The organism is Gorillibacterium massiliense, assembly GCF_000455485.1.
Taxonomy (GTDB): domain Bacteria; phylum Bacillota; class Bacilli; order Paenibacillales; family NBRC-103111; genus Gorillibacterium; species Gorillibacterium massiliense.
In genome coordinates this window covers 62,707-84,741 of sequence record NZ_CBQR020000141.1, presented here as the reverse complement: position 1 = coordinate 84,741, position 22,035 = coordinate 62,707, and the positions used below count along the sequence as shown (strand labels likewise).

The window sequence follows — 22,035 nt, the reverse complement described above, 5'->3', positions numbered from 1 at the left end:
CATGCATATTCGCGTTAAAAAGCATCCCGGGAAGCGATAACCGCCCGGAAGGTGCGGAACAGAATCCGCACGTCAAACAGAAGGCAGCGCTTTTCGATGTACTGGAGATCCAGGTCGACCATTTCTTTGAAGCTCAAGGTGCTGCGGCCACTGACCTGCCAAAGCCCGGTGCAGCCCGGGGTGACGGCCAACCGTTTTTTATCGTGCTCGGTGTACTCCGCTACTTCCCTTGTCAGGGGCGGCCGCGGACCTACAAGGGACATCTCGCCCCGCAGCACGTTGAACAGTTGAGGCAGCTCGTCCAAGCTCGTTTTCCGCAAAAACTTGCCCACCTTCGTCACCCGGGGATCGTCCTTCATTTTGAACATGGCACCCCTGATCTCGTTTTGATCCAGTAGCTCCTTCAGTCTCTCCTCCGCGTCGGTGTACATGGACCGCAGCTTGTACATGCGGAACAGCCGCTCGTTCTTGCCGACCCTCGTCTGGTAAAAGAAAACAGGCCCCGTCGGGTCCTCCCATTTGATGCATATAGCGGCCAAAAGAATGATCGGGCTGATGATGATTAGCCCGCATAATGCGCCGACGAAGTCCATAGCCCGCTTCAAAATCGAATAAAGGGTAATGCCTTCCTGCCTTTCACGCATAAAAGCGAAATACTCCGCAGCGCCAAACACCGCTTCATCCCGATAATGAGAGGCTTTCATCGACGACCACTCCATCCTGCGATCAATTCCTTGCCCAACTCCCGTTCCATGATCTCCTCAAGTCCGGTGATCAGCCCCTGCCTCAGATCCGCATTCCGCAAGGCAAAATCGATGTTCGTCATGATAAAACCGAGCTGCTCGCCCACATCGTAGCGCGTCCCTTGAAAATCGTAGGCGTATACGCCTTTGTCCTCGTTCAACTTTTGGATTGCGTCGGTGAGCTGAATTTCGCCACCCGCGCCGACTTCGTGTTTTTCCAAGTAGTTGAAAATATCCGGCGTGAGTACGTAACGGCCCATAATCGCCAAGTTGGAGGGAGCTTGTCCCTTCACGGGCTTCTCCACGAAACGGTTCACCTCGTACAGGTGGTCCATTTTCGTTCTGGGATCGACGATGCCGTAGCGGTGGGTTTGGTCCGGGTCCACCGATTGTACGCCGATGACCGAGCGTCCCGTCCGCTCATACTGCTGAATAAGCTGTTTCGTGCAGGGCACCTGAGCTTCCACGATGTCGTCGCCTAGCAGAACGGCGAAGGGCTCGTTGCCGATGAAGTTGCGGGCGCACCAGACGGCGTGTCCCAGTCCGAAAGCTCTCTTTTGGCGGATATAGTGTAGGTTGACGTGGGAGGACTTCCTCACTTTTTCCAGGATGTCCAGCTTACCCTTTTCCTCCAAAACGTGTTCCAGCTCAAACGCCACATCGAAGTGATCCTCGATAGCCCGCTTGCCTTTGCCGGTAACAACGATGATCTCTTCAACGCCCGAATCGATGGCTTCCTCGACAATGTATTGGATAGTGGGCTTATCGACGATGGGAAGCATCTCTTTCGGCATCGCTTTGGTGGCCGGGAGAAAGCGGGTTCCCAGCCCGGCGGCGGGAATAATGGCTTTGGTCACTTTTCTCATTCGCTATCACCCTATCCTTCATAATTTGGTCTTGCAGTAGGGCATCGAACCCCGCCTCACATCACACCTTTGACGACCGGCGTCTAAGGTCCGTAGGACCCACAGCATGACCGAGTGCCTCCAGTGATATAGGTGCAGGAGACATTACCTTGTTGCAGCCGTCCGTTTGACGGCGGTGAAACGAAGCCCGGCAAGCTGTTCGCTGACAGCGAACACTAGGGTATCAATACCTGCAAAAGTGCAGGTATTTACCCAGAGAACCGGGTGATTTCTGAAATACCTGCAAAAGTGCAGGTATTTCAGGTTTAAGAAAGGGAGAATGGGTTTTTGCCGGGAAAAGCCTGCACTTTTGCAGTTATTTGCTCACCGGGCGGAAGTCCCGGGGCCAACACCTGCACTTTTGCAGTTATTTCCTCGCCAACGGGAGGATCCCGGAGCTAAATCTGCACTTTTGCAGGTTACTGACCCCCGCACAGTCCTGAAGGGTGGCAATCCGCGATAATCGGACGTGAGAGCCGGCACTTGCTAGAGCAGTCGGCACTCACAGGAGCAGATGGTTAGCCCGATCTCCGCGTCCGCCGGCCGCGCCTTCGCGCGTTCACCGTACATTTCACGCCGCCCAGCCCGCTAAGCTTCTTCCCGTTCCCCGTAGTAGTAGTAATAGGAGTCCGACTGTTTCCGGTTGATGTTGTTAAGCACCACGCCGATCAGCCGGGCGTTTACATGCTCCAGCGAAGCCTTCGCCTTCAGCGCCATGTCCTTCTTCACCTTGCCCGAGTCCACCACCAGCACAACCCCGTCGCTTTGGGTGGCGACGATTTGAGCGTCGGTGACGGACAAGATCGGCGGCGTATCGATGATGACCACATCGTACGCGTCCCGGATAGCCTCCAAGAGCGCGTGCATCTGCTTGGACGAAAGCAGCTCGGACGGGTTTGGCGGCGTCGGTCCGGCAGGGACCAAGAACAAATTTTCCGTGTCGGACACCATGATCACGTCGGCCAGCTCCTTCTGCTTGAACAGCGCCGTAGTGAGACCAAGCCGGTTTGACTTCTGGAAAATCCGGTGCAGCGACGGCTTGCGCAGGTCGGCATCGATGAGCAGCACCTTCTTGTTGGCCTGAGCAAAAGCCACGGCCAGATTGGCGCTGGTTGTGCTCTTCCCTTCTCCCGGCTTGGAGGACGTGACCATGATGATCTGCAGCTTGTCGTCGACGGTGGAAAACTCAATATTGGTGCGCAGCATCCGGTAGCCTTCGGAGATGGGGGACTTCGGATTGCTTTCCGTGATCAAGTTCCGTTTAGGCTTAGGCATCAATCGAGACATTGCTTTTCCCCCTTACCGATGCGGGAAAGGAATTTTTGTTCCCCTTCTCCGTCATGTCGCTTTCTCTCACTCGCGGAATGGAAGTCAGCACCGGAACCCGCAGCGCGCTTTCCACGTCTTCCTCGGTCTTGATGGTGTCGTCCAGATAGTCCAGCAGGAAGCTGAGTCCGATTCCGAAAAGCAGCGCCAGAATGAAGGCCACCAAAATATTCAGCTTCGGATTGGGAGCAATGGGTCCGTGCAGCTCATGAGGATCGGCCGTATCCAGGACGGAGATGTTATCAACCTTCATCAGCTCCGGAATGGTCTTCTGGAAGACGAGAGCCACGGCGTTAGCGATATTGGCCGCCCTTTCGTAGGAATCGTCCCGGACGGTAATGGACATGACCTGCGTCTCATTCACGGAGCTAACGCTGACTTTGCCGATGAGCTCGCCATAGCTGGCTTTAAGCTCGGGATGCTCATCAACGACAAGCTTCATCATTCGGGGCGTTTTGATGATTTCTTTATAGGTTTTGATCAGCCCGATGGTGGAATTGATCGCGCCTACGTCAATGCTGGACAACAAGGCACTGCTGTCCTTGTACTGGTTGACAATGACCTTGGCGGAAGCCGCATACTGGGGCTTGATGAAGTAATAAGAGTAAATTCCGATGGACAGACAGCTTACTGCCATGATCAAAACGATGAGCAGCAGCCTTCTTTTGACAATTAGCCAATATTGTTTCAGCTCCAAAATGTCACCTCCGAAAAATGGTTAATGTTCAATTTGAATAATTATTTATATGATATTATTCGAAACGAGAACATCTTGGCATGATCTACCCGCAGATTCCTCACCATAGAGCAATTCCGCTCTAAGGCTGGTTCTACGGGCGTATTATTCTGTTTGAATGAAAATCATTATTTTTATTCATTTTGCGAACTTTCAGGCACAGACATTCGTCAATATCTCGTATTCACGAAATCCCCAACGGTCCCGCCATTCATCACGTACTCCATCATATCCTCGGAGCCTGCATTGAGTCCCCGCTTTTTTAAAAGCAGCGATACCAACTCGGCCATATCGACAGGGGTATTTTCCGGCTGGTAACCCGAGACCCTGACCAATTCGGACAAAGGCGGCAGCTCCCCCGGTCCGATTTGATTCGACAAAGAAGGATCTTCCGACAGTATTTTCAAAAAATGCTTCAGCCTTACGCGCTTCTGCTCCTGATTGGAAATACCCATCATTTCATCCTCCATTCATCCGGCTAGCGGTCCTTCGTATGAATAATGGAGCTTGTAAACAAGTATGACATACTTTTCGGCGTTTCTTGAGTGAAAAAGGACATGGTCGCGGGTTCCTAATTTTTGTTAAAAAGGTCTCAGTGTTTCTCCAGATATCCAGTCAATACGTCCGAAAACGTTTAAGTGTAAGCGTTTCATATCGTTCCTCCGGAATACGGCATCCTTTTTCCCGACAATCGTAACCCAAACCTCTCCTTTCCCTATGGTAGCAGGCTTTTTCTGTGGAATTTGCCTAAAGAAAGGCTGACCGCCTTTGCCGCAAGTGCTCCGTTCTCGGGCAAATTAAGGACTTATGGCCGCCTTCCCGGAAAAATAGGACTTAAAAAGGGGTTGTACCTTTTTGTCTCAGCCCTAATCTTTAAAAAAGTTCGCAAGAATTTTTAATTTTCAGTCGATATTTACAAAAAAAATTCAAAACCCGATGATACCGGCCTCCCTTAGTTGCCCTTTACCGCGTTCTCGCGGCTATCCGGACGAATCAAATGGGGAGAATGGTCCCAGATCGGAAAACGCTTCAATTTTCAATTTGGCAGACTGTTTTATATAATGAATTTGTAGATTTTCCGAATGATCCGAATACTGGCATGTTCCATGCTGTCGTCTGAATATGTCTATATTAATGTCGCAGGCGCCCCTTGCCGAATGCTTTCACCATTTTACAAAGGATGTTGGATTATGAATGCTATGACGTTTAAAGCCTTTGCCGTCACCCATGAGATCGACCTGAATAAAATCGCCAGCGATTGCGGCATTCCCAAAAAATACACCTGGGAAGAACCGCTTGTCCTGCAAGACGAGATTCTCGAGGCGATTCTCCACAAGGAACTGGCGGAATTGCAGAAGGTGCTGGTATTCTCCTTCGGCAGCATCGTCTTTATCAACCACCGGCAGCAGGATGAAATCACCACTTTCCTGAACTATATCCGTTCCTTTGAACCGTCCATCGTCATAGCCGAGGCAGGCCGATACACCGACGATTATAGCCTTCATGTGGGGGAAAACGACAGCATTGTGCTGACCGACGAATACGTGGTGGTGCCGGAATTCGAAGTCTTTTATCCGGAGCTGATCTCTACGGTAATCGCCAAATCCGTCGCCCTCGAAAGAACGGAAGAGCAGCTTGGCAAAATCCTCGACCGGCTGGAAACGATGATCGACCGGCTGGAAAAAGGCAACCTGCGCGTAAGCGATAAGGAACTGGCCAGCACCACAGCCAAAATCGTCCGCCACGAGTACAACACCATCGCCTACATCATGATCTTGGATAAGCCGGACATTACCTGGGCCAACAGTACGGCGGGGGATTTTTACGATCGGATGTCGGAGTTCTTCGAGCTGAATGACCGGTATGAAATTTTGAAGCACAAGACGGAGATTCTCACGAACATGATGGACGGCTTTTCCACCATCAGCCACTCCATCCGAGGGATGTTTGTCGAGTGGGTCATCGTCATCCTCATCGTAGCTGAAGTGCTTCTGATGCTTGTGGAAATCCTGAGGTAACCGAAGCCTATGAAAACCTATCATTTCAAAAGCTGCATGATCGGCGCCAGCATCCCTCTGGAAAAACCCGCCGCATTTTTTCGCATCCAGCGCTCCAACAAATGGAGAGAGTACCTCGTTCTGGAGGAGCGGCATCTCATAAGCGTGCTGAAGCAGCAGTGCGAAGGCATGCAGGTCTATCTCTTCGAGTACGGCTGCATCACCTTCGTCAACTTCGAGGAGGCGGATATCTCGGTTTTTCTCGAATTTCTCGCGGGCATGGTCGATGCCATCGATTACGCGATGGTGGCCCGCTACTCGGAAAGCCATTTGATCGAGGTGGGTGAGGACGGCTCCTTTCGGCCCTGGAAGGAAAGCCGACGCACCTGTGCATTCGGGCCTTACGTCATTCCGATCATCGCCATTCTGCTGTCCAAATCGTCGGCGCTGAACAAAATCGAAGTCGATGTTGACGCCAACCTGGATGATTCGGGGCAATATATCGAGTATCTGCGACGGGGAAAGCTGCAATTCAACAAAAAAGCGCTGTCCGTGGTCATCTCCAACTTTTTAAAGTTCGAATACGCCAGCATTCGTACCTTGCGGATTTACGACAGGTCTGTCATGGACAACGACAGCATTGACAGCCGCGAGCTGTACGACGCATTTGCCGACTATTACGAGCTGAATGACCGCTTCGATGTGCTGCAAAGCAAAATCGGCAGCTTGCGGGGGACGATGAAGAGCTACAACTCCCTAAGCTACCGAAGAAATGAAAACCGGTTATATTGGTTTGAAGTGTTTTTGCTGGTGATGTTCCCCATCGCCGGGTTGATCCGACTCATTCTGCACTGACGGTTCGCGGATACGCAGGATTCTTTAGTAAAGGGGAATCTGGTTCCGCGCCCCCTCTTCCTGCTTGGAAGAGATCAGCTCGGACACCGTGACAAACTGGAAGCCTTCCTTGGTTAACTCCGGCAAAATGACCTTCAGCGCCTTGACCGTCTGGTTCGAGCCCGGCACGTAATCATGGAGCAGGACAATATCGCCGTTGCGGGCATTTGTGATCACTTTTTTGGAAATGCTGCGGACTCCCGGCCTTCTCCAGTCGTTGGTATCCTGATGCCACGACCAAAGGATGGTGGTGTAGCCCAGCTTTTTTGTATCGTGGACCATCTGCTCGTTATAGTAGCCACCGGGCGGGCGGAACAGGTGCGGTTTCATCCCCGTCAGTTCGACGAGCACCTTCTCGGTATTAAGGATTTCGTTTTGAAAGGTTAAACTCTTTGTCGAATTCCGTAAGTAATAATGCGAAAAGGTATGATTGCCAATCTCATGCCCCTCGGACAATTCCCGCTTCACCATATCCGGATATTCCATCACCCGGTTGCCCACGACAAAAAACGTCGCCTTGGCATGATACTCCTTGAGCAGATCGAGAATTTGCCCCGTCGTCTCCTCAGAGGGTCCATCATCGAAGGTGAGCGCAATTTTCTTCTCCTGTTGCGGTACCTCCCAAATAATCTCTCCCGTTTTTTCATAAAAAGTACGATCATGCTTTTGCGCCGGATACGCGAACCCGCTAAGAACGATGAGACTGAGCAAAACCGAAACGATACGCTTCCATGCCGACACGCTACCCCTCCGCCCGTTTTTCGCCATTGATTGGTTTAGTATGGGTCGGGCAGGCTCCGATTATCCCGCGAACCGTCAGGACATAGGCCGGAACTCCCGTTATGGAGGTGAAGCGGCTGATGGCCGCAAACAAAACACTTCGCGCGGATTTGGTCATGGCTCCTGCCCCAAAAATGCGCAAACCGGTTGGATGGACGACGTATGAACTATAATCTCATTGCCACATTCTTGCTTGTCGGATCCAGTGTAGGCCTGTATACTGCTCTGCGTTCCAATGGCTGTCCGCAGCCGCTTAAACGCGGTTTTTTTGCCGTTTATCTGCTGCTGGTGCTTGTTCTTGTGGGGATGGCCTATTCTGATTGGAATAGGAAGGAACAACTATTGACGCAGATGGAAAAGGATCCGGCTTTCGCTGCGGCTAAGGCGAAGGACAGTTACTTTTATTGGAGCCCGCCGCAAAACGGTGATGAAGGGCGCCGCTATCAGGTGGTTAAAATCGGGAGCAATACGTATTTCGTCGCTATCGTTAAGGCTTCACAGTTTCCTTATCTTTGGGCTCCTTCCTTTCGCATAGAAGCCATGTATGCCGATCCAGGCGGGATGGCCAATTTTTTTATACCTGCGGTGTACAGCCTGAATGACGGCCACGATCCGAGGAAGGGGGATTTATTCGGGGGAGAAACGTTTATAGACTCTAACTCTATGCGTGCCAGCATCAAAACGTACAGCCGATCCCTGCACTCCCAAGCCGAATTGAACGCCTATTTGGATCAGATTTTACAGGCAGTTGACACCCTCAGTGGAAAAGAAAACGCCGCACTCCCTTACCGGATTGAATTCGAATATACGTTTCAAACAAAGGATTGGGATGAAATCTCCGTCGGTTCGGCCTTCAAGGAAACGGGAGAAAAGACGTTCACCTGGACACACTGGGAAGAGCCCAAGGAGCAGCAGACATCGGAGTAAGAGGGGCTTTGGGCTGGATTTGGAGTTGCTTTGGACGGATTAGTTGCTTTGGACGGGATTTGGAGCGGCTTTGGAGCGGCTTTGGAGTAGCAATTGACAGGGGACGGAATAAACATCTGCAATTTTGACGTGGGTTGAGTATGGCATGATTTTCATCGGGGTTTCAAGGAATGCTAGCCCCTTTCTGACGGTGGCGATTGTATTTTATACAGGAGAATTCGGCTTCTAACCCCCATTTTCTTATTCCGGTTGCACTATTTACAGGAGAATGGTCTATTTGACCGAACCAAGGCAAGTTTTATCCGGTTCTCCTGTACTTTTTACAACGAGAACACACGATATTGCCACTAATAGGGAAATCAGTTGCACTTTCTGCAATCAATTTGCGAAATCAGCCATGGAAAGCACGCTGGAAACTCCGCCCCAGCAGCTAACGCAACAATCGAAATACCACCCACACCACCGCATCAGTTCACGCAACAACCAAAACGCTCCCCTGCTAATGCCACTGCCATCAGCCTTCCCCCCCCCGCCAATGTCAACGCTACCGCAACTGCTCACTTAACAACTGAACTGCCACCCCTGCTACCGCCACTGTCATCGGCCTACTCCCACCAATGCCAACGCTACCGCAACTGCTCACTTAACAACCGAACCGCCACCATCCATGCTGCAGTCACCCCAATTACCACCGTAACTGCCACCGCCCACCGCCCGTCGCCCGCCTGCGCTACCGCAAAAGCTCCCGCAACAACCGAAACACGCCGGAGATACGCGGCCGTTTCAGACGGGTCCGCACGTAGTGATAATCCGTCAAAATCACCTTGGCATCCTTCATCGCATAGGCAAAGTCGGCATCTGTAAGCAGCCGGAACTCCCATTCCCGCTTCTCCCAATCGGGGATATTCGCCCTCATCCATTTGTCCTCCACCCCGGGGTGAAAAAAGGTCTCGCTAACCCCTTCCGGCAAACGGTACAGCTTGTCGAGGATCGACTTTTTGAAGCTGGCGTAGGTTTCACCCGGCTGTAAATGAAAAGGATGCTGCAGCAAATAATCCAGGATCGGCACCCCAAGTGCGTCCGCCAAAGCTGCACCGCGGGCCACCGAGCGATCGATATTCGTCAGACTGCCGAGAATCGGATCTTCCTTGTGCACATTGTGAAAAAAGCGAAAAGGCAGCTTCCAACGAGACGCCTTCCACAGAGTCTGCGGCAGCAGGCTTCTCCCCGTCTCGATTCCGTACAAGCTGCCCATATGATTATCGAGATGGCTGAGGATCAACCCGGCTTTCGTCGCCCGCTTATATTGTGCATTCATCTCCTTCAGTACGGCACCGGTCTTCGCGGTAAGCTCAAACTCCTTTACCGTTTTGAACTGGTGCCCTCCTGCATCGTGAAGGGAGGGGTCTCCGGTCAAGCTGCTCCAGCGGATGGCGTCGAACTCGCTGTTCATTGTCAAATGCAGCCCGATGTTTTTCTGCCTCTTGCGCACCGCCCATTCCGCCGCTTCCTCGAACCCTGGAGCAACGGTCATGATCGTAGCGGATGAAACCTTCTTTTCCTCCAAAAGATGGATCACGGCCTTGTTGATCGCCGAACTCTGGCCGAAATCATCACAATTGATGATCAAGCGTTTCCCCATTGGCGCTCCTTCCCCCTTTCCCCTTCTCCACTCCGCTTGGCATAAACTCCAATTTCGTCGCAAAGGACAGTAAAAATGCTACCGTCAGCAAAATAACCGGAACCACGCAGATCAAATAGCGGAAGGTGTCGTCCGGATTGGGGCCGGGGTGATCTCCGCTCTCGTACCCAAAGATGATACCCACGATATAAAAGGCCAGCGCCGAAATGAGTCCACTGGAGCGGGTAATGAATCCGCTGACCGCTGTATAGATGCCCTCCCGCCGCAAACCCGTTTTTTCCGCGTCCTCGTCGATGATTTTGCCGCCCACTATAGCCGGAGTCACCAAAAAACCAGCCAGCCCGAAACCTACGGCAATCCCCGCCACAACACCGCTCAGCAAATCATATCCGAACCAGAGCGGAATGGCGGATAGCCCGTACACCGCAAGCGACCATCTCCATGCCTTCACCCCGTCCATTTTGCGGATGATCCAGTACCACACAAAAACCAGCGGAATAACAGAGACGAAGATCGAGGCCAGCAATATAGACACTTGTCCCTCTGGGATTTTCAAAACATATTTCGCGTAAAAGGGAATGGTTGAGCTGAGCAGCCCGTTTACCGTCTGGGCGAAAGAATTGGAGAGATTGAACACCCAGAACTTCTTGTTCCGCAGCGTCTCTCGAAACGCGGCTGTCAGCCGAAGTGGCTCGCCTGCGCTCCACTCTTCTTTTTCCCGGACGGACCTCATGCATGCCAACATCGCGATGGCAAACAAACAAGCATATAGAACCGTTGTCCAGGAATAGCCTACCGCTTTGAACAACAGCGGGCTTACCGCCGTTGCAATCAACAAAGCCATGACCTGGTAGCCCTGCTGAATGGCGGATGCCTTTGCCCGCTGACGGTCCCCTTGGAAAACCTCCGGAAACAACGCCCCGTAGTTCACCCACAAGATCGTAGCCGCCGTCTCATACAAAATGAGCAGAGCGAGGAACCAAGCGAACAAGCCGTAACCTGCAAGATGGGCCGGAGGAGAGAATACGAGGATAAAGGTCAGCATAAAAAAAGGAATCGTCCCGATCACCCAAGGCCGGCGCCTTCCGTGGCGAGTTTTGGTCCGATCCGACCAGTAGCCGAACAGCGGATTATTTACCGCATCCCAAATGAGAAAAATCGTCCGGGCGAGGGCGACAAGACCGAGAGCCAAGCCTAGCTTTTCCGAATAGTAGTAGGTGTAAAAGGTGCTGAACGTCTGGCTGGGAACCATCATGGCAAACATCCCAAGAGCAAAGCTGTATGGCGAATTGATCCAACTCCGTTTCACGGGAACCCCTCCTATGATTCAATAACCGCCTCCTGCTCCAATTACATATTCAACAAGACAGACCCTTATTCTTTGATGAACAAGCCGCGTACATAATCGAGCTGTTTGATTCCGAAGGCGGCGTCGCTTCTCTGCTCCGCATCCTCTCCATGCTCCACTTGCTCCGAAAATAAGGCAATCGCCTGCTCAAATCGGCTTTTACCTGACAGATCGCCCAGCACCCATTTAGCAATGCCCAGGTATCCTGCGCAAAGGATGTCGTTAAAGGCGTTTTCCTTCGTTAAATCGTCGGCATCGTGAATCGCCAAAGGCGCAATGCTGAACTGAAAAGCCCGTGTAAAACTTTCGATAGCCGATGGGCAGGCTCCCAAAGAAAGCTGATGCATGCCCTTTGCCCAATAAGCGATGGAGAATGATCCCGTATCCTTGTTCAGCCGCTTTCTCAGATCGATGCAGGTCGACGCCGCCGCCAGCCCCGTCTCGAAGCAGCGCCGATCTTTAGCGATGCCCTCGTCCCGCCAGCATTCCGCCATATCCGCCGACAGATTGTAGAGCAACACATTGGCGGATTGGAGCAGCAGCCGAGCGCCGGCTTCATCGGCTTCACGAGCCTTTTTCTCATATTGATTGGCTATGTCTAGGATGATTGCAGCATAGGCCGCCAACGTTCCCGCTTCCCCATGCTTTCGATAAAGCCGGTGCTGGACGCTGGAGTACAGTTGGAACTTCTCCTCTTCGGCCAAATCTCTCCCTTCCACAAACGGGATGACTTCCTCGGCAGGAAGCAACAGAATTCGATGACAGATCTCGTCAAGTTCAGGCTTTTTGAGCATACGCATCCCCCCATCGTTCATCCAACAATCGTGCAAGTCCCCTTACGGTCAACGCATCTCGACACTAGCTTCTCTATCATTTTATCATTGTTATTATTTTCCATTCAACCGCCAGTTGGATAAAATCTCCTTAACCCCATCCAGAAAGAAATGGTCTTTCCCTGGTCAATTACTATAATAAAAGATAACGACGTCGTAATCTGGATTCGGGAGTCATAACTATGATCAGTACGGAAAAAATAGGCAAGCGCATCGCCATGCTGCGCAAAGAAAAAAAGCTTTCCCAAGAGCAACTGGCCGAACGGTTGCAGGTCAGTTCCCAGGCGGTCTCCAAATGGGAAACGGGCAAATCGCTGCCCGAAACCGCCATCCTTCCCCAGCTCTCCAAAGCGCTCGGCCAATCCCTCGACAGCATCCTGATGCCCCAGGAGCTGGTCGTCCTTTCTGCCCTTTACACGGACGGACAAGATTTCCACGATGTCACGCTGTTTATCAATTCTTTTGTCGTCGGCAGCCGATTGACTATCCCCGTAAGCGAGCATACGCTCCCTTTTACCATAAATAGCAACCGGAACAAGGCACTGCTGGTCAAATATGAGACGCCATCGGGTATCTATTGGGATTATGCAATGAACGGGGAGACGCTAAAGCTCGATGCTGAATCCGTGAGTCATACCGGGACAATAGGTGAATTAGAGATTCTATACGCCGCTTACGGCAACGAACAAAACCATCGTGATGTGCGGAAAAAGCTGCGAAACATCATCAGCTACCATTGGGATTCCTTTACCGCGAACCATGAGCTTTTTCCCAGCCTGATCGACAATGAAGGGCCGGATCACCTGTTCCTGATCTATCAAAACAGCGAAGGACTGCATGCCGTCAGCTGTCTGGAAGGAGAAAGGATGATAGTCTGCCCCGACCGAACTCGGCTCACCCGCTGCGAGGAAGACAACGGGAGCTGTATCGTGGAAGGGGTCGAACGCCTCGGCTTTGGCATGGGGATGGACTGTTCCTGGGGCGGCGCGATGGTGCTTAGCCTGAAAACGATGGGCATCGAAACCTGCTATGAAACGCTCATGGGAGTATCCGGCGCCTGCTGGCGCATCGCTTTCACCCCGGCATGGGATTACAGCTCGGTTGACGCTTTGGTCGCCTATGATTATGCCGCTCCTGCATTTACCGCTTACGGGATTCATCCCCATTGGGCTGACCGGATCGGACCGAAGGAACGCAAACTGGAAAAGGAACAAGTGATGGCCAGCATTCGCAAGGGACGGCTACCCGTTGCCATCAATCTGCGGGTAGCCCCTGAATGGGGCGTGATTACCGGCTATTTGAACAATGGCGGCACATTGGTATGCCGATCGTATTTTGACGAAGAAACCTTCGAAAACTTGAAGGACGACGCGGAATTCCAAACGGATATGGCCCAGACCAAAGGCTACCTGTACGTGGATCAATGGCCTTTTGCCATGGTACGTTTCGGCGAACAAGGCTCCCCGCTTCCAGCACGCGACGGCTATCTCCGTTCGTTGCAGGTCAAGCTCGATTCCATGAGCAAAACGGAAAATCGGGGCTATAAGCTGGGCTATCCGGCGCTGGAGTCTTGGCGGAACGATCTGCTGGATGAAGAATGGTACTTGAAAGCGAAGGAACCCCGCTTCGCTCACAGGCTAAGCGTCAACCATTTCATGATGACCGCCTTGACGGATGCCCGCCGGTGCGCCGCCACCTACCTTCGAGACTCGCTGCCGCTATGGGAAGGAAGCGCGGCCCATCAGGCCGCCACAGAACTGACTGAGGTGTACTCGGACATGCACGGCAGGCTGGCACGTTTCTATGCGAATATGCCCGACGACGCCTCAGCCAAAACAGCCCCAAGCGCTAAGCTGGCTTGGACCGGTGACCAGCGCCGCACGCAAGGGGAACTGCTTGCCGAAGTGATTCGCTTGGAGCACCGAGGAGACGAACTAGCCCGGCGCGTTCTGGAGAGTCTACGCTAACGCTTACTTGCCACCAAAATAGGAGCCTTTGCAACCCTGCCGTCATGTAGGTTGCGCTGGCTCTTTTCCTTTTTTGCGGACCTTTTTGGCTTTCTATTCGGTCTTTTGCCTCAGAACACAAAAATAACATTTTGCCTAACTGTTTTGCTCATGTTAAGCTACCAATAAGCCAATTAACTTAAATATTGTAAAACTAACTATCGAATAAAAGCCTTCTTCGTAAAGAAAATCCCCCGTTGACGGCTTTTAAGTTATCGATTACTCAGATGTCATTCAGGAGTGATTTTATGAAACAGAACGTCACCATGCGCGATATTGCAGACAAGCTAGGCGTGAGCGTCGTCACGGTATCCAAGGCCATCAATGATAAAGACGGTGTGAGCGATGAACTGCGCAAAAAAGTGAAAACGATTGCCGAGGAAACCGGCTACCGGTTCAACGCGTTGGCCAAATCGATGAAAGAGGGATTGTCCTACAATATCGGCATCATTGTTTCCGAACGATTCACGGACATCACGCAAACTTTCTATATGCAGTTCTATCAAGTGCTGGCCAAGGTCTTGGACGAGAACCACTATTCGGGCATCTTGCATATTTTAAGCCTGGAGGATGAGGATCAGCTCGTTCTTCCGCGGATCTACCATGAGCGAAAGGTAGACGCGTTCATCATTCTAGGCCAACTGGACCACCGCTATCTGGATATGTTTTTGGAGACCGACACCCCTCTCGTCTTCCTGGATTTCTATACCGATTGCCCCGACGTGGACTGCGTCATTATGGACAATTTCTACGGGATGTACGATTTGACCAACTATTTGGTAAAAAGAGGGCATCAAGACATCGCTTATGTCGGCAATATTCACTCCACGAGCAGCATTCTGGACCGTTATCTGGGCTACTACAAGTCCATGTTGGAACACGGGATACCGGTTCCGAACGATTACGTCATAAGCGATCGGGACGACCAGGGGCAATTCATCGACCTGCAGCTCCCTGAACAGATACCTACCGCTTTTGTCTGCATCTGCGATCAAATCGCCTACCACCTTGTGACGCTCTTGCAGAAGAAAGGTTACCGCGTACCCGAGGATTGCTCGGTCGTCGGTTTCGATAACGGGATTTTCGCCACCTTGACGGAGCCCGGCCTAACGACGGTGGAAGTAAATATAACCGAAATGGCCAAATCCGTTGTCTCCCTCATCGTCAAAAAAGTAAAAAACCCAAATATCAGCTATGGCCGCGTCACTGTGAAAGGAAAAATCATTTACCGCAACTCGGTCAAAGATTTGCACAACCCTGAAACCATTACGGTTTGATCCAATAGCGAAAAAACGATAAGTACAAATGGAGAAATCGGCATCATCATATCCTTGCGCGGAATGAAAACCCGGGAAAACCGAGGTTTTCATTCCGCGCTTTTTTTGTTTTTACTTAAATGTTTCGGAAAATTACTCTAATTTTACCTAACAAAGTTCATTTTTTTGTTATATCTTTTAGCTAAATTTAATAACAAAATGCAATAATCACGTTGACTTGAAAGCGATGCCATACTATACTTGAACCGTAACTTAATCGATAAGCTAAATTAAGGGGGTTCACGAAGTGAAAAAAGCAGTTATTGGCTCTTCATTATCACTTGTCCTTTTAACCGGCCTACTTGCCGGATGCGGTGGCGGCAGCTCCAGCTCCAGCAGCAGCCCAAGCGCTTCTCCTAAGGATTCTGCCAACGCAGCTACAACTGCGCCGACAACCGATGCCAGCAATTTAAGCGCCAGCCTCACCGTATTGACCCAGCGGACAGACATCGTCGACACGCTGCAAGGCGAATTCACCGCCGAGTTCAACAAAGTTTACCCGAACATCAAGGTCAAATGGGAAGCTTTGGACAAATATGATGACAACGCCAAGATCCGCTTGAACACCAATGATTACGGCGACGTTCTGCTCATCCCGAACAACATTGATGCGAAGGACTTCCCGAACTTCTTCGAACCGTTGGGCGAATACGACAAGGATAAAGAAAAGTATTCCCAAATCGACCAGAAGCGTTATGAAGATAAGTACTATGGCATTCCGAGTGCGATCAATACCTTGGGTATCGTGTACAACAAGAAGGTATTTAAAGAAGCTGGCATTACCGATATTCCGAAAACCCCGGCTGACTTCATCGCAGCCATGCACAAAATCAAGGACAACACCAAAGCCATTCCACTTTACACGAACTACAAGGACGATTGGACCCTGAGTCAATGGGCCGACTTCCTGCAACCGGCTTCCGGGGATCCAAACTATCCGAACCTGGGCTTCCTGCAAGATCCTCATCCGTGGCAAAAAGGCAAGCCCTTTTACGACATCTTCAAAATTATGTATGACGTCGCTAAAGAAGGCTTGATCGAAAAAGATCCGACCACCACGGACTGGGAATCCTCTAAAGGGATGATCAACCGCGGCGAAATCGGAACGATGGTTCTCGGTTCCTGGGCGATTACGCAAATGCAAGGCGCCGGCCCGAACCCGGACGATATCGGCTACATGCCGTTCCCAACCAACGCTTCCAAATTGTCTGCTCCTTTGGGCGCCGACTATCAATGGGCGATCAACGTTCACAGCAAGAACAAGGAAGCTGCTAATGCCTTCATTCACTGGGTTGTAGACGTATCCGACTACGCCTCCAAGTATCAAGGCGGATTCAGCGCGAAGCTGCCGATGGTCGTTCCGGATCTGCTGAAGGGCTTCCAAGATCTTGGCGTTACGATGGAAGTATCCGTTCCGGGCCCGAAAGATCTGGACGGTTTCAACACCAAGATCGATAACGATTCCGAAGTCGGTATCCATAACCCTGACTTCAAGAAACGCATCATCGAAGCAGCTATCGGCAACACCAAGGAATCCTACGACGACATCATGAACGATCTCGATAAGAGATGGAACAAATCCTGGGAGAAGCTGATCCCGGCAAACTATAAGAAATAATAGATTTTAATGAAGAAGTTTGCTTAGGGGAAAGTGCTTGCGTGCTTTCCCCTAAGTCTTTGAACTTTTTCATTGAAACGGATAGAGATGGAGGTATGGGAATGTCGAATCTTTCTTACCGAGCGCAACGAGTCATCATCATTCTTTCCTTTTCGTTTATTCCGCTCGCCCTGCTGGCCGTGTTCGGATATCTCCCTGTTCTCGGGATGTTCAAATACGCCTTTACGGACTGGAATGGTTTTTCCCCGGACTATCACTGGGTAGGCTTTGATAATTTCAAAGAGATTTTCACTGAAAAAAAGTATTACGAAGGCTTCGTCAACAGTATTTACTATTTTGCGGGCAGCTTCGTACAAATCGCGATTGCCTTATACTTTGCAACGGTACTGAGCTTTAGAGTTCGAGCGAAAAACCTTTTTAAAGGGATCTTATTCTTCCCGAGTATGATTAACAGCGTTGCTGTAGGCTTGATCTTTTTGTTCTTCTTCCGTCCGGAAGGAACCCTTGATACCTTCCTTGGCTTTTTCGGGGTAGCAAATCCGCCACAATGGTTACTTAATCCGAATATTATCAACGTGTCCCTGGTCGGTGCATCCATCTGGAGATACATGGGATTTAACTTTATTCTGTTGCTTGGAGCGATCTCGTCGGTTCCTGCCGATCTATATGAAGCTGCGGAAATTGATGGGGCCAATAAATGGCACCAGTTCAGATATATCATTTTGCCAAGCATTCGTAGAATTGTCACCGTCACCTTGATTCTTTCTATCAGCGGCTCGGTTGCGCCATTCGAAATTCCTTTCATCATGACGGGCGGTTCCAACGGCAGTAACACCTTCGTTATCGCCACCGTCAACGCCACATTCAAATACAATAAATACGGTATGGGCTCGGCTATGGCAGTCGTCCTCTTCTTGATTGTCATTCTCGTAACGCTCATCCAAAAAATCTTTATCAAGGAGGAGAAATAAGAATGTCAAAAGCTAAATTTACACCGGCGGCCGCATTCAAATATCTCACCTTGATCCTTGGTGCATTGGTCGCACTCATTCCTCTAGTCGTCGTTGTCTTCGCTTCCTTCAAGACGTCCATGGAGTATCACAATTCCGGCGCATTGACGCCGCCTGACAATTGGTTCAATTTTGAAAACTACCGCACCGCTTTTGTAAAAGGGCATATGCTGACAGGCTTTAAAAACACGGTGATTATCATGGCAGTCGCCCTGGTCGGCAACATGTTCGTCGGCGCAATGATCGCCTATGTGCTCCAGCGTTTTGCCTTCAGAGGGCGCGGAGTTATCATGTCCTTGTTCCTTTTCGCTGCACTCATTCCGGGTGTGACGACTCAAGTTATCACCTTTAAAATCATCAACGCTCTCCACTTGTTCAACACGATGGGAGCCGCTATTCTGCTGTACATGGGTACGGATATTATCGGCATCTATATCTTCATCCAATTCATGGATAACATCTCGAATCAGCTTGACGAATCGGCTATGCTAGACGGCGCATCCTACTTTACGATCTTTACCAGGATCATTTTCCCGCTGCTGATGCCTGCCGTCGTTACGATGATGATTATCAAGGGGGTTGGGATATACAACGACTTCTACATTCCCTACTTGTACATGCCGGACCCAGCGCTGCGCACCATTTCCACTTCGCTCTTCGCCTTTAAAGGCCCCTTCGGCTCCCACTGGGAGACGATTTGCGCAGCGGTCATGCTGATCATCGTCCCAACCGCCGCGGCCTTCATCGCCTTGCAAAAATACATTTACAACGGCTTTACCCAAGGCGCGGTCAAATAAAGAAGCCCGAACCGGGACTTGATTCCGGTTCGAGCTTTTCTTTATTTTTACGGTTGAAAAGGAAGTAAGGCGGAGGTGGCGAAAAAGTTTGTACTGACTCGACTGGAGGGATCCCGTTTGCAAGAAACCAAACTGTTCGTTCATTTTCGCGAGTTGCGCAGGCAAACTCTTGCATTTGCAGAATCCATTGCCCCGGAAATGATCGATATCGTGCCGGCAGGCTTCAACAACAGCATTCGCTGGAATTTGGGGCATATCCTTGTAGCCTGGGACTATGGAATTTTCCCGCAAATCAAAGAAAACACCCGGCTGCCCCAATCCTATTTAGAGCTGTTCCGCAAAGGAACCCGGCCAAGCTCGTGGACGGAAGAACCGCCAGCTTACGATGAATTGATTCACTTTTTAAGAACTCAAGCCGATGGAATCATTACCGCTTCCGGCGGTAAAATGAACAATCTGATTGCCAAGCCCTTTTTGCGAGTCAAATACTTGCACGGCATGTTCCGCTTTCATCTTCGCGAGGAACAGCATCACTTGGAATGGATGAAACGCATCCGAGATGCGATCGAATCGACCTCCGCCATCGTTGGGTAACACTCAAGCCCACATAAAAAAACGCTCCGAAACACGGAGCGTTTTTCTTTATTTCAGGCTATGAGACTATCGATACCCAGCCTAAATCAGTTGATGCTCATACCACTTCTTGCCCTTGAAGCGCTTCAGGAAGATGATTCCGCGAATGGCCCACTCGCTGTTCATCGCAATCCATACCCCGAGTATCCCCATGTTCAGCACGATACCCAGGACATAGCCGAATGCCACCCGGAAAAGCCACATGGTCAGCATCGACGCAATCGATGTAAAACGGGAGTCTCCCGCCGCCCGGAGCCCGGAGGGCAAGATGAAGCTGATCGCCCATAGCGGAATTTGCGCCAAAGCGTTTACGAGCACTACCCAGAAAATATCGTCGATGATTTCCCTGGGAGGATTGAACATACTGACCAGCGGGTAGAACAAGGGCATCAGGATCGCCATCATCAAGATGAGAGAGAAGGACGCCAGCCACAGAAAGGACTTGATGAACTTTCGGGCATCGGCGATATTGCGCCTTCCCATGCACTGGCCGACAACCGTGACGATGGTAAGCGACAAGGCGCTGGCGGGAATTTGGAACACCCCGGCAATCGTGCCGCTGATGGCATTGGTGGCGATGGCGTAGGTACCGAGGCTGACAATGAATACCTGGGTCAGCATCTTCCCTCCATTAAAGAACATCTGCTCCGCCGCAAAGGGCAGGCCGATGAAAAGGATTTTTTTCAGCATAAACCACGGAACCTGGAATAACTGGCGAAACCTTAAATGAAGAGTCGCGTCCAGCTTGAACAAATAGATCAAAGCGCAAAGGGCGGCGGCGTAGCGGGCGATATTAATGGCGATGGTCATGCCCAGAACGCCCATATGCATGAAGTTGATGAATACGACATTCAGCAGAACATATAACAGGTTCATGATCAAGGAAAGCATCAGCGACACCCGGGACTTCCCGACACCCCGCATCGCGCCGCATACCGCCTGTACGATGCCTATGCCCAGGTACGAGATGCAGCTTCCGATCAAATAGACGTTGGCGTGAGAGACGACATCCGCCGCCGCCGATCCGCATAACAAGTTTATGGCCGGTGTGTGCAGGGCGATCACCAGCAGCCCGATAGCGAGAGAAAGCATCGACACGGACGTTACCGAGCTGGATACTGCCCGGGACACCATCGAATCATTGCCGCTGCCTTTATACTGCGCCACCACCACCGTCCCCCCGGTAGCGACGGCGACAAAGACGTTGATCAAAAATACGTTGAGGGAATCGATGGTGCTGACCGCGCTGACCGCCGCTACTCCCGATGAACTGATCATGGCCGTATTCAATAGATTCAAGCCGATGATAAACGCTTGGTCGATCAGAATCGGAATAAACAGCGAGATCATTTGCCGGTAATCCATCGACTCTCCGGAAAAATGCTTTTCCAAAAGCTCCTTTATCCGAACAAATACCCGAAGCTGTCTCAAGTCATCACATTCTTTTCATAGATTCAGACCTGATCATAACATAGTTGCATGGGCCAATAAACAACAAAATCCCCCAATTATCCTTCGGTTTGTTCACTGGACAGCCACAATCCCCATCTGGTAAAGTGAAGCATGCGCGCCAGCGTTATTTATATTTTTTCCAAAAAAGGAGATATTGCCGCCATGTGGTTTCTGTTCGCCTTACTGACCGCCTTCGCCTGGGGTGGGGCCGATCTGTTTTATAAGAAGGGATCGGATAGCGGAGACCCGTTGAGTCATATTAAAATCGTCATCATGGTCGGCTTGGTGATGGGCATCCACGCCACTGTTTATTTGCTTGTTCAAGGGCTATCCTTCGAACCTTTCGATATGATCCGATACCTGCCGGTTTCGGCCCTTTACATCTTATCCATGACCATAGGGTATGTCGGGCTGCGCTATCTCGACCTGTCCATCTCATCACCCGTGCAAAATTCATCCGGCGCCGTTACCACCATTCTGCTGGTGATTTTCTTTTCCCATCATTTGAGCGCTATTGAAGTATTGGGTATCGTCGCGATTACCTTGGGTGTGGTCAGTCTGGCCGCACTGGAAAAAAGGGACGAAACCGCCGCTCTCCGCGCCAGCTCCACCCCTATCGACAAAAAATATCAAATCGGCGTCATCGCCATTATCTTCCCGCTGCTGTACTGCCTGCTGGACGGTCTCGGCACCTTTGCCGATGGCATCTATCTCGATGAGCTGAAGCTGATCAGCGAAGATGCGGCTCTCTTGGCATACGAATATACCTTTTTCATTTGTGCAGCCGTTTGCTATTTGTATCTCCGGTTCGTGAAGAAGACTTCGTTCAACCCGCTCCGGGAACGCAGCAAGGGAACTGCCGCCATTCTGGAGACAGCCGGACAGTTCTTCTATGTATTCGCCATGAGCAGCAATGCAGTCATCGCCGCGCCGCTTATCGCTTCGTACAGCATCTTCTCGGTAATCTTGTCCCGTATCTTCCTCAAGGAAAAGCAGGGCAAGGTGCAGTATGCCGTCATTATCATCGTCATCCTCGGAATCGCGCTTCTGGGGCTGGCGGACGAGCTGTAAT

At 51.0% G+C, this 22,035-nt stretch carries 21 protein-coding genes; 10 read left to right on the top strand and 11 right to left on the bottom strand.

The annotated features are described in order from the left end of the window. Positions 1-14: 14 nt before the first annotated feature. The 5 genes from TJ79_RS18820 to TJ79_RS18800 all read right to left on the bottom strand — a co-directional run bounded on the left by TJ79_RS18820 (position 15) and on the right by TJ79_RS18800 (position 4,165). Positions 15-644: a sugar transferase gene (locus TJ79_RS18820; protein WP_238323070.1), complete on the bottom strand. Its 630-nt coding sequence runs from the start codon at positions 642-644 to the stop codon at positions 15-17. 56 nt (positions 645-700) lie between these two features. Beyond that, positions 701-1,609, bottom strand: a complete 909-nt coding sequence (gene galU / locus TJ79_RS18815; RefSeq protein WP_040951875.1) for a UTP--glucose-1-phosphate uridylyltransferase GalU — start codon at positions 1,607-1,609, stop codon at positions 701-703. 627 nt (positions 1,610-2,236) lie between these two features. After that, entirely contained in the window at positions 2,237-2,935 is a 699-nt protein-coding gene (locus TJ79_RS18810) for a CpsD/CapB family tyrosine-protein kinase (protein ID WP_040951874.1), read from the bottom strand. After that, entirely contained in the window at positions 2,916-3,671 is a 756-nt protein-coding gene (locus TJ79_RS18805) for a YveK family protein (RefSeq protein ID WP_040951873.1), read from the bottom strand. The genes TJ79_RS18810 and TJ79_RS18805 overlap by 20 nt, the downstream gene beginning before the upstream one ends. A gap of 209 nt (positions 3,672-3,880) precedes the next feature. Then, on the bottom strand, positions 3,881-4,165 hold the full coding sequence (locus tag TJ79_RS18800) for a hypothetical protein (protein WP_040951872.1): 285 nt from the start codon (positions 4,163-4,165) through the stop codon (positions 3,881-3,883). Positions 4,166-4,900: 735 nt separating this feature from the next. Here TJ79_RS18800 and TJ79_RS18795 point away from each other — a divergent pair. Next, positions 4,901-5,728, top strand: a complete 828-nt coding sequence (locus TJ79_RS18795; RefSeq protein ID WP_040951871.1) for an RMD1 family protein — start codon at positions 4,901-4,903, stop codon at positions 5,726-5,728. A 9-nt stretch (positions 5,729-5,737) separates the two neighbouring features. Further along, positions 5,738-6,562, top strand: a complete 825-nt coding sequence (locus tag TJ79_RS18790) for an RMD1 family protein (protein WP_040951870.1) — start codon at positions 5,738-5,740, stop codon at positions 6,560-6,562. A 24-nt stretch (positions 6,563-6,586) separates the two neighbouring features. On the opposite strand, the gene TJ79_RS18785 is transcribed toward TJ79_RS18790, so the two are convergent. Further along, complete coding sequence (locus TJ79_RS18785; protein WP_052339746.1) at positions 6,587-7,369, bottom strand: polysaccharide deacetylase family protein; 783 nt, start codon at positions 7,367-7,369, stop codon at positions 6,587-6,589. Then, positions 7,344-7,499: a hypothetical protein gene (locus tag TJ79_RS27340; protein ID WP_155987953.1), complete on the bottom strand. Its 156-nt coding sequence runs from the start codon at positions 7,497-7,499 to the stop codon at positions 7,344-7,346. The genes TJ79_RS18785 and TJ79_RS27340 overlap by 26 nt, the downstream gene beginning before the upstream one ends. A 44-nt stretch (positions 7,500-7,543) precedes the next feature. Here TJ79_RS27340 and TJ79_RS18780 point away from each other — a divergent pair, with 44 nt between their 5' ends. After that, complete coding sequence (locus TJ79_RS18780; protein WP_040951868.1) at positions 7,544-8,308, top strand: hypothetical protein; 765 nt, start codon at positions 7,544-7,546, stop codon at positions 8,306-8,308. A gap of 730 nt (positions 8,309-9,038) precedes the next feature. On the opposite strand, the gene TJ79_RS18775 is transcribed toward TJ79_RS18780, so the two are convergent. From TJ79_RS18775 to TJ79_RS18765, 3 genes are all read right to left on the bottom strand, one after another. Beyond that, positions 9,039-9,950: a polysaccharide deacetylase family protein gene (locus tag TJ79_RS18775; RefSeq protein ID WP_040951867.1), complete on the bottom strand. Its 912-nt coding sequence runs from the start codon at positions 9,948-9,950 to the stop codon at positions 9,039-9,041. Further along, a complete protein-coding gene (locus TJ79_RS18770) occupies positions 9,922-11,259 on the bottom strand; it encodes an MFS transporter (RefSeq protein WP_052339745.1) in 1,338 nt (445 codons plus the stop codon). The genes TJ79_RS18775 and TJ79_RS18770 overlap by 29 nt, the downstream gene beginning before the upstream one ends. Before the next feature lie 65 nt (positions 11,260-11,324). Next, on the bottom strand, positions 11,325-12,092 hold the full coding sequence (locus tag TJ79_RS18765; RefSeq protein ID WP_040951866.1) for a hypothetical protein: 768 nt from the start codon (positions 12,090-12,092) through the stop codon (positions 11,325-11,327). Positions 12,093-12,313: 221 nt separating this feature from the next. Here TJ79_RS18765 and TJ79_RS26140 point away from each other — a divergent pair, with 221 nt between their 5' ends. From TJ79_RS26140 to TJ79_RS26135, 6 genes are all read left to right on the top strand, one after another. Further along, positions 12,314-14,098, top strand: coding sequence for a helix-turn-helix domain-containing protein (locus TJ79_RS26140; RefSeq protein ID WP_052339744.1), 1,785 nt, complete (start codon positions 12,314-12,316; stop codon positions 14,096-14,098). 287 nt (positions 14,099-14,385) lie between these two features. Further along, entirely contained in the window at positions 14,386-15,414 is a 1,029-nt protein-coding gene (locus TJ79_RS18755; protein WP_040951865.1) for a substrate-binding domain-containing protein, read from the top strand. Between the two features lie 286 nt (positions 15,415-15,700). Further along, entirely contained in the window at positions 15,701-17,071 is a 1,371-nt protein-coding gene (locus tag TJ79_RS18750) for an ABC transporter substrate-binding protein (RefSeq protein ID WP_040951864.1), read from the top strand. Between the two features lie 95 nt (positions 17,072-17,166). Further along, a complete protein-coding gene (locus TJ79_RS18745) occupies positions 17,167-18,042 on the top strand; it encodes a carbohydrate ABC transporter permease (protein WP_040951903.1) in 876 nt (291 codons plus the stop codon). Positions 18,043-18,044: 2 nt separating this feature from the next. After that, positions 18,045-18,878, top strand: a complete 834-nt coding sequence (locus TJ79_RS18740) for a carbohydrate ABC transporter permease (protein ID WP_040951863.1) — start codon at positions 18,045-18,047, stop codon at positions 18,876-18,878. Between the two features lie 117 nt (positions 18,879-18,995). After that, positions 18,996-19,472 (top strand): DinB family protein, encoded by a 477-nt coding sequence (locus tag TJ79_RS26135; protein WP_162162972.1) that lies wholly within the window; start codon positions 18,996-18,998, stop codon positions 19,470-19,472. An 81-nt stretch (positions 19,473-19,553) separates the two neighbouring features. Here TJ79_RS26135 and TJ79_RS18730 read toward each other — a convergent pair whose 3' ends face one another. After that, the gene (locus tag TJ79_RS18730) at positions 19,554-20,942 is read right to left on the bottom strand and encodes an MATE family efflux transporter (RefSeq protein ID WP_040951862.1); all 1,389 of its coding nucleotides are present in this window, start codon (positions 20,940-20,942) and stop codon (positions 19,554-19,556) included. A gap of 183 nt (positions 20,943-21,125) precedes the next feature. Here TJ79_RS18730 and TJ79_RS18725 point away from each other — a divergent pair, with 183 nt between their 5' ends. Beyond that, positions 21,126-22,034: an EamA family transporter gene (locus TJ79_RS18725; RefSeq protein ID WP_040951901.1), complete on the top strand. Its 909-nt coding sequence runs from the start codon at positions 21,126-21,128 to the stop codon at positions 22,032-22,034. Position 22,035: the final 1 nt, after the last annotated feature.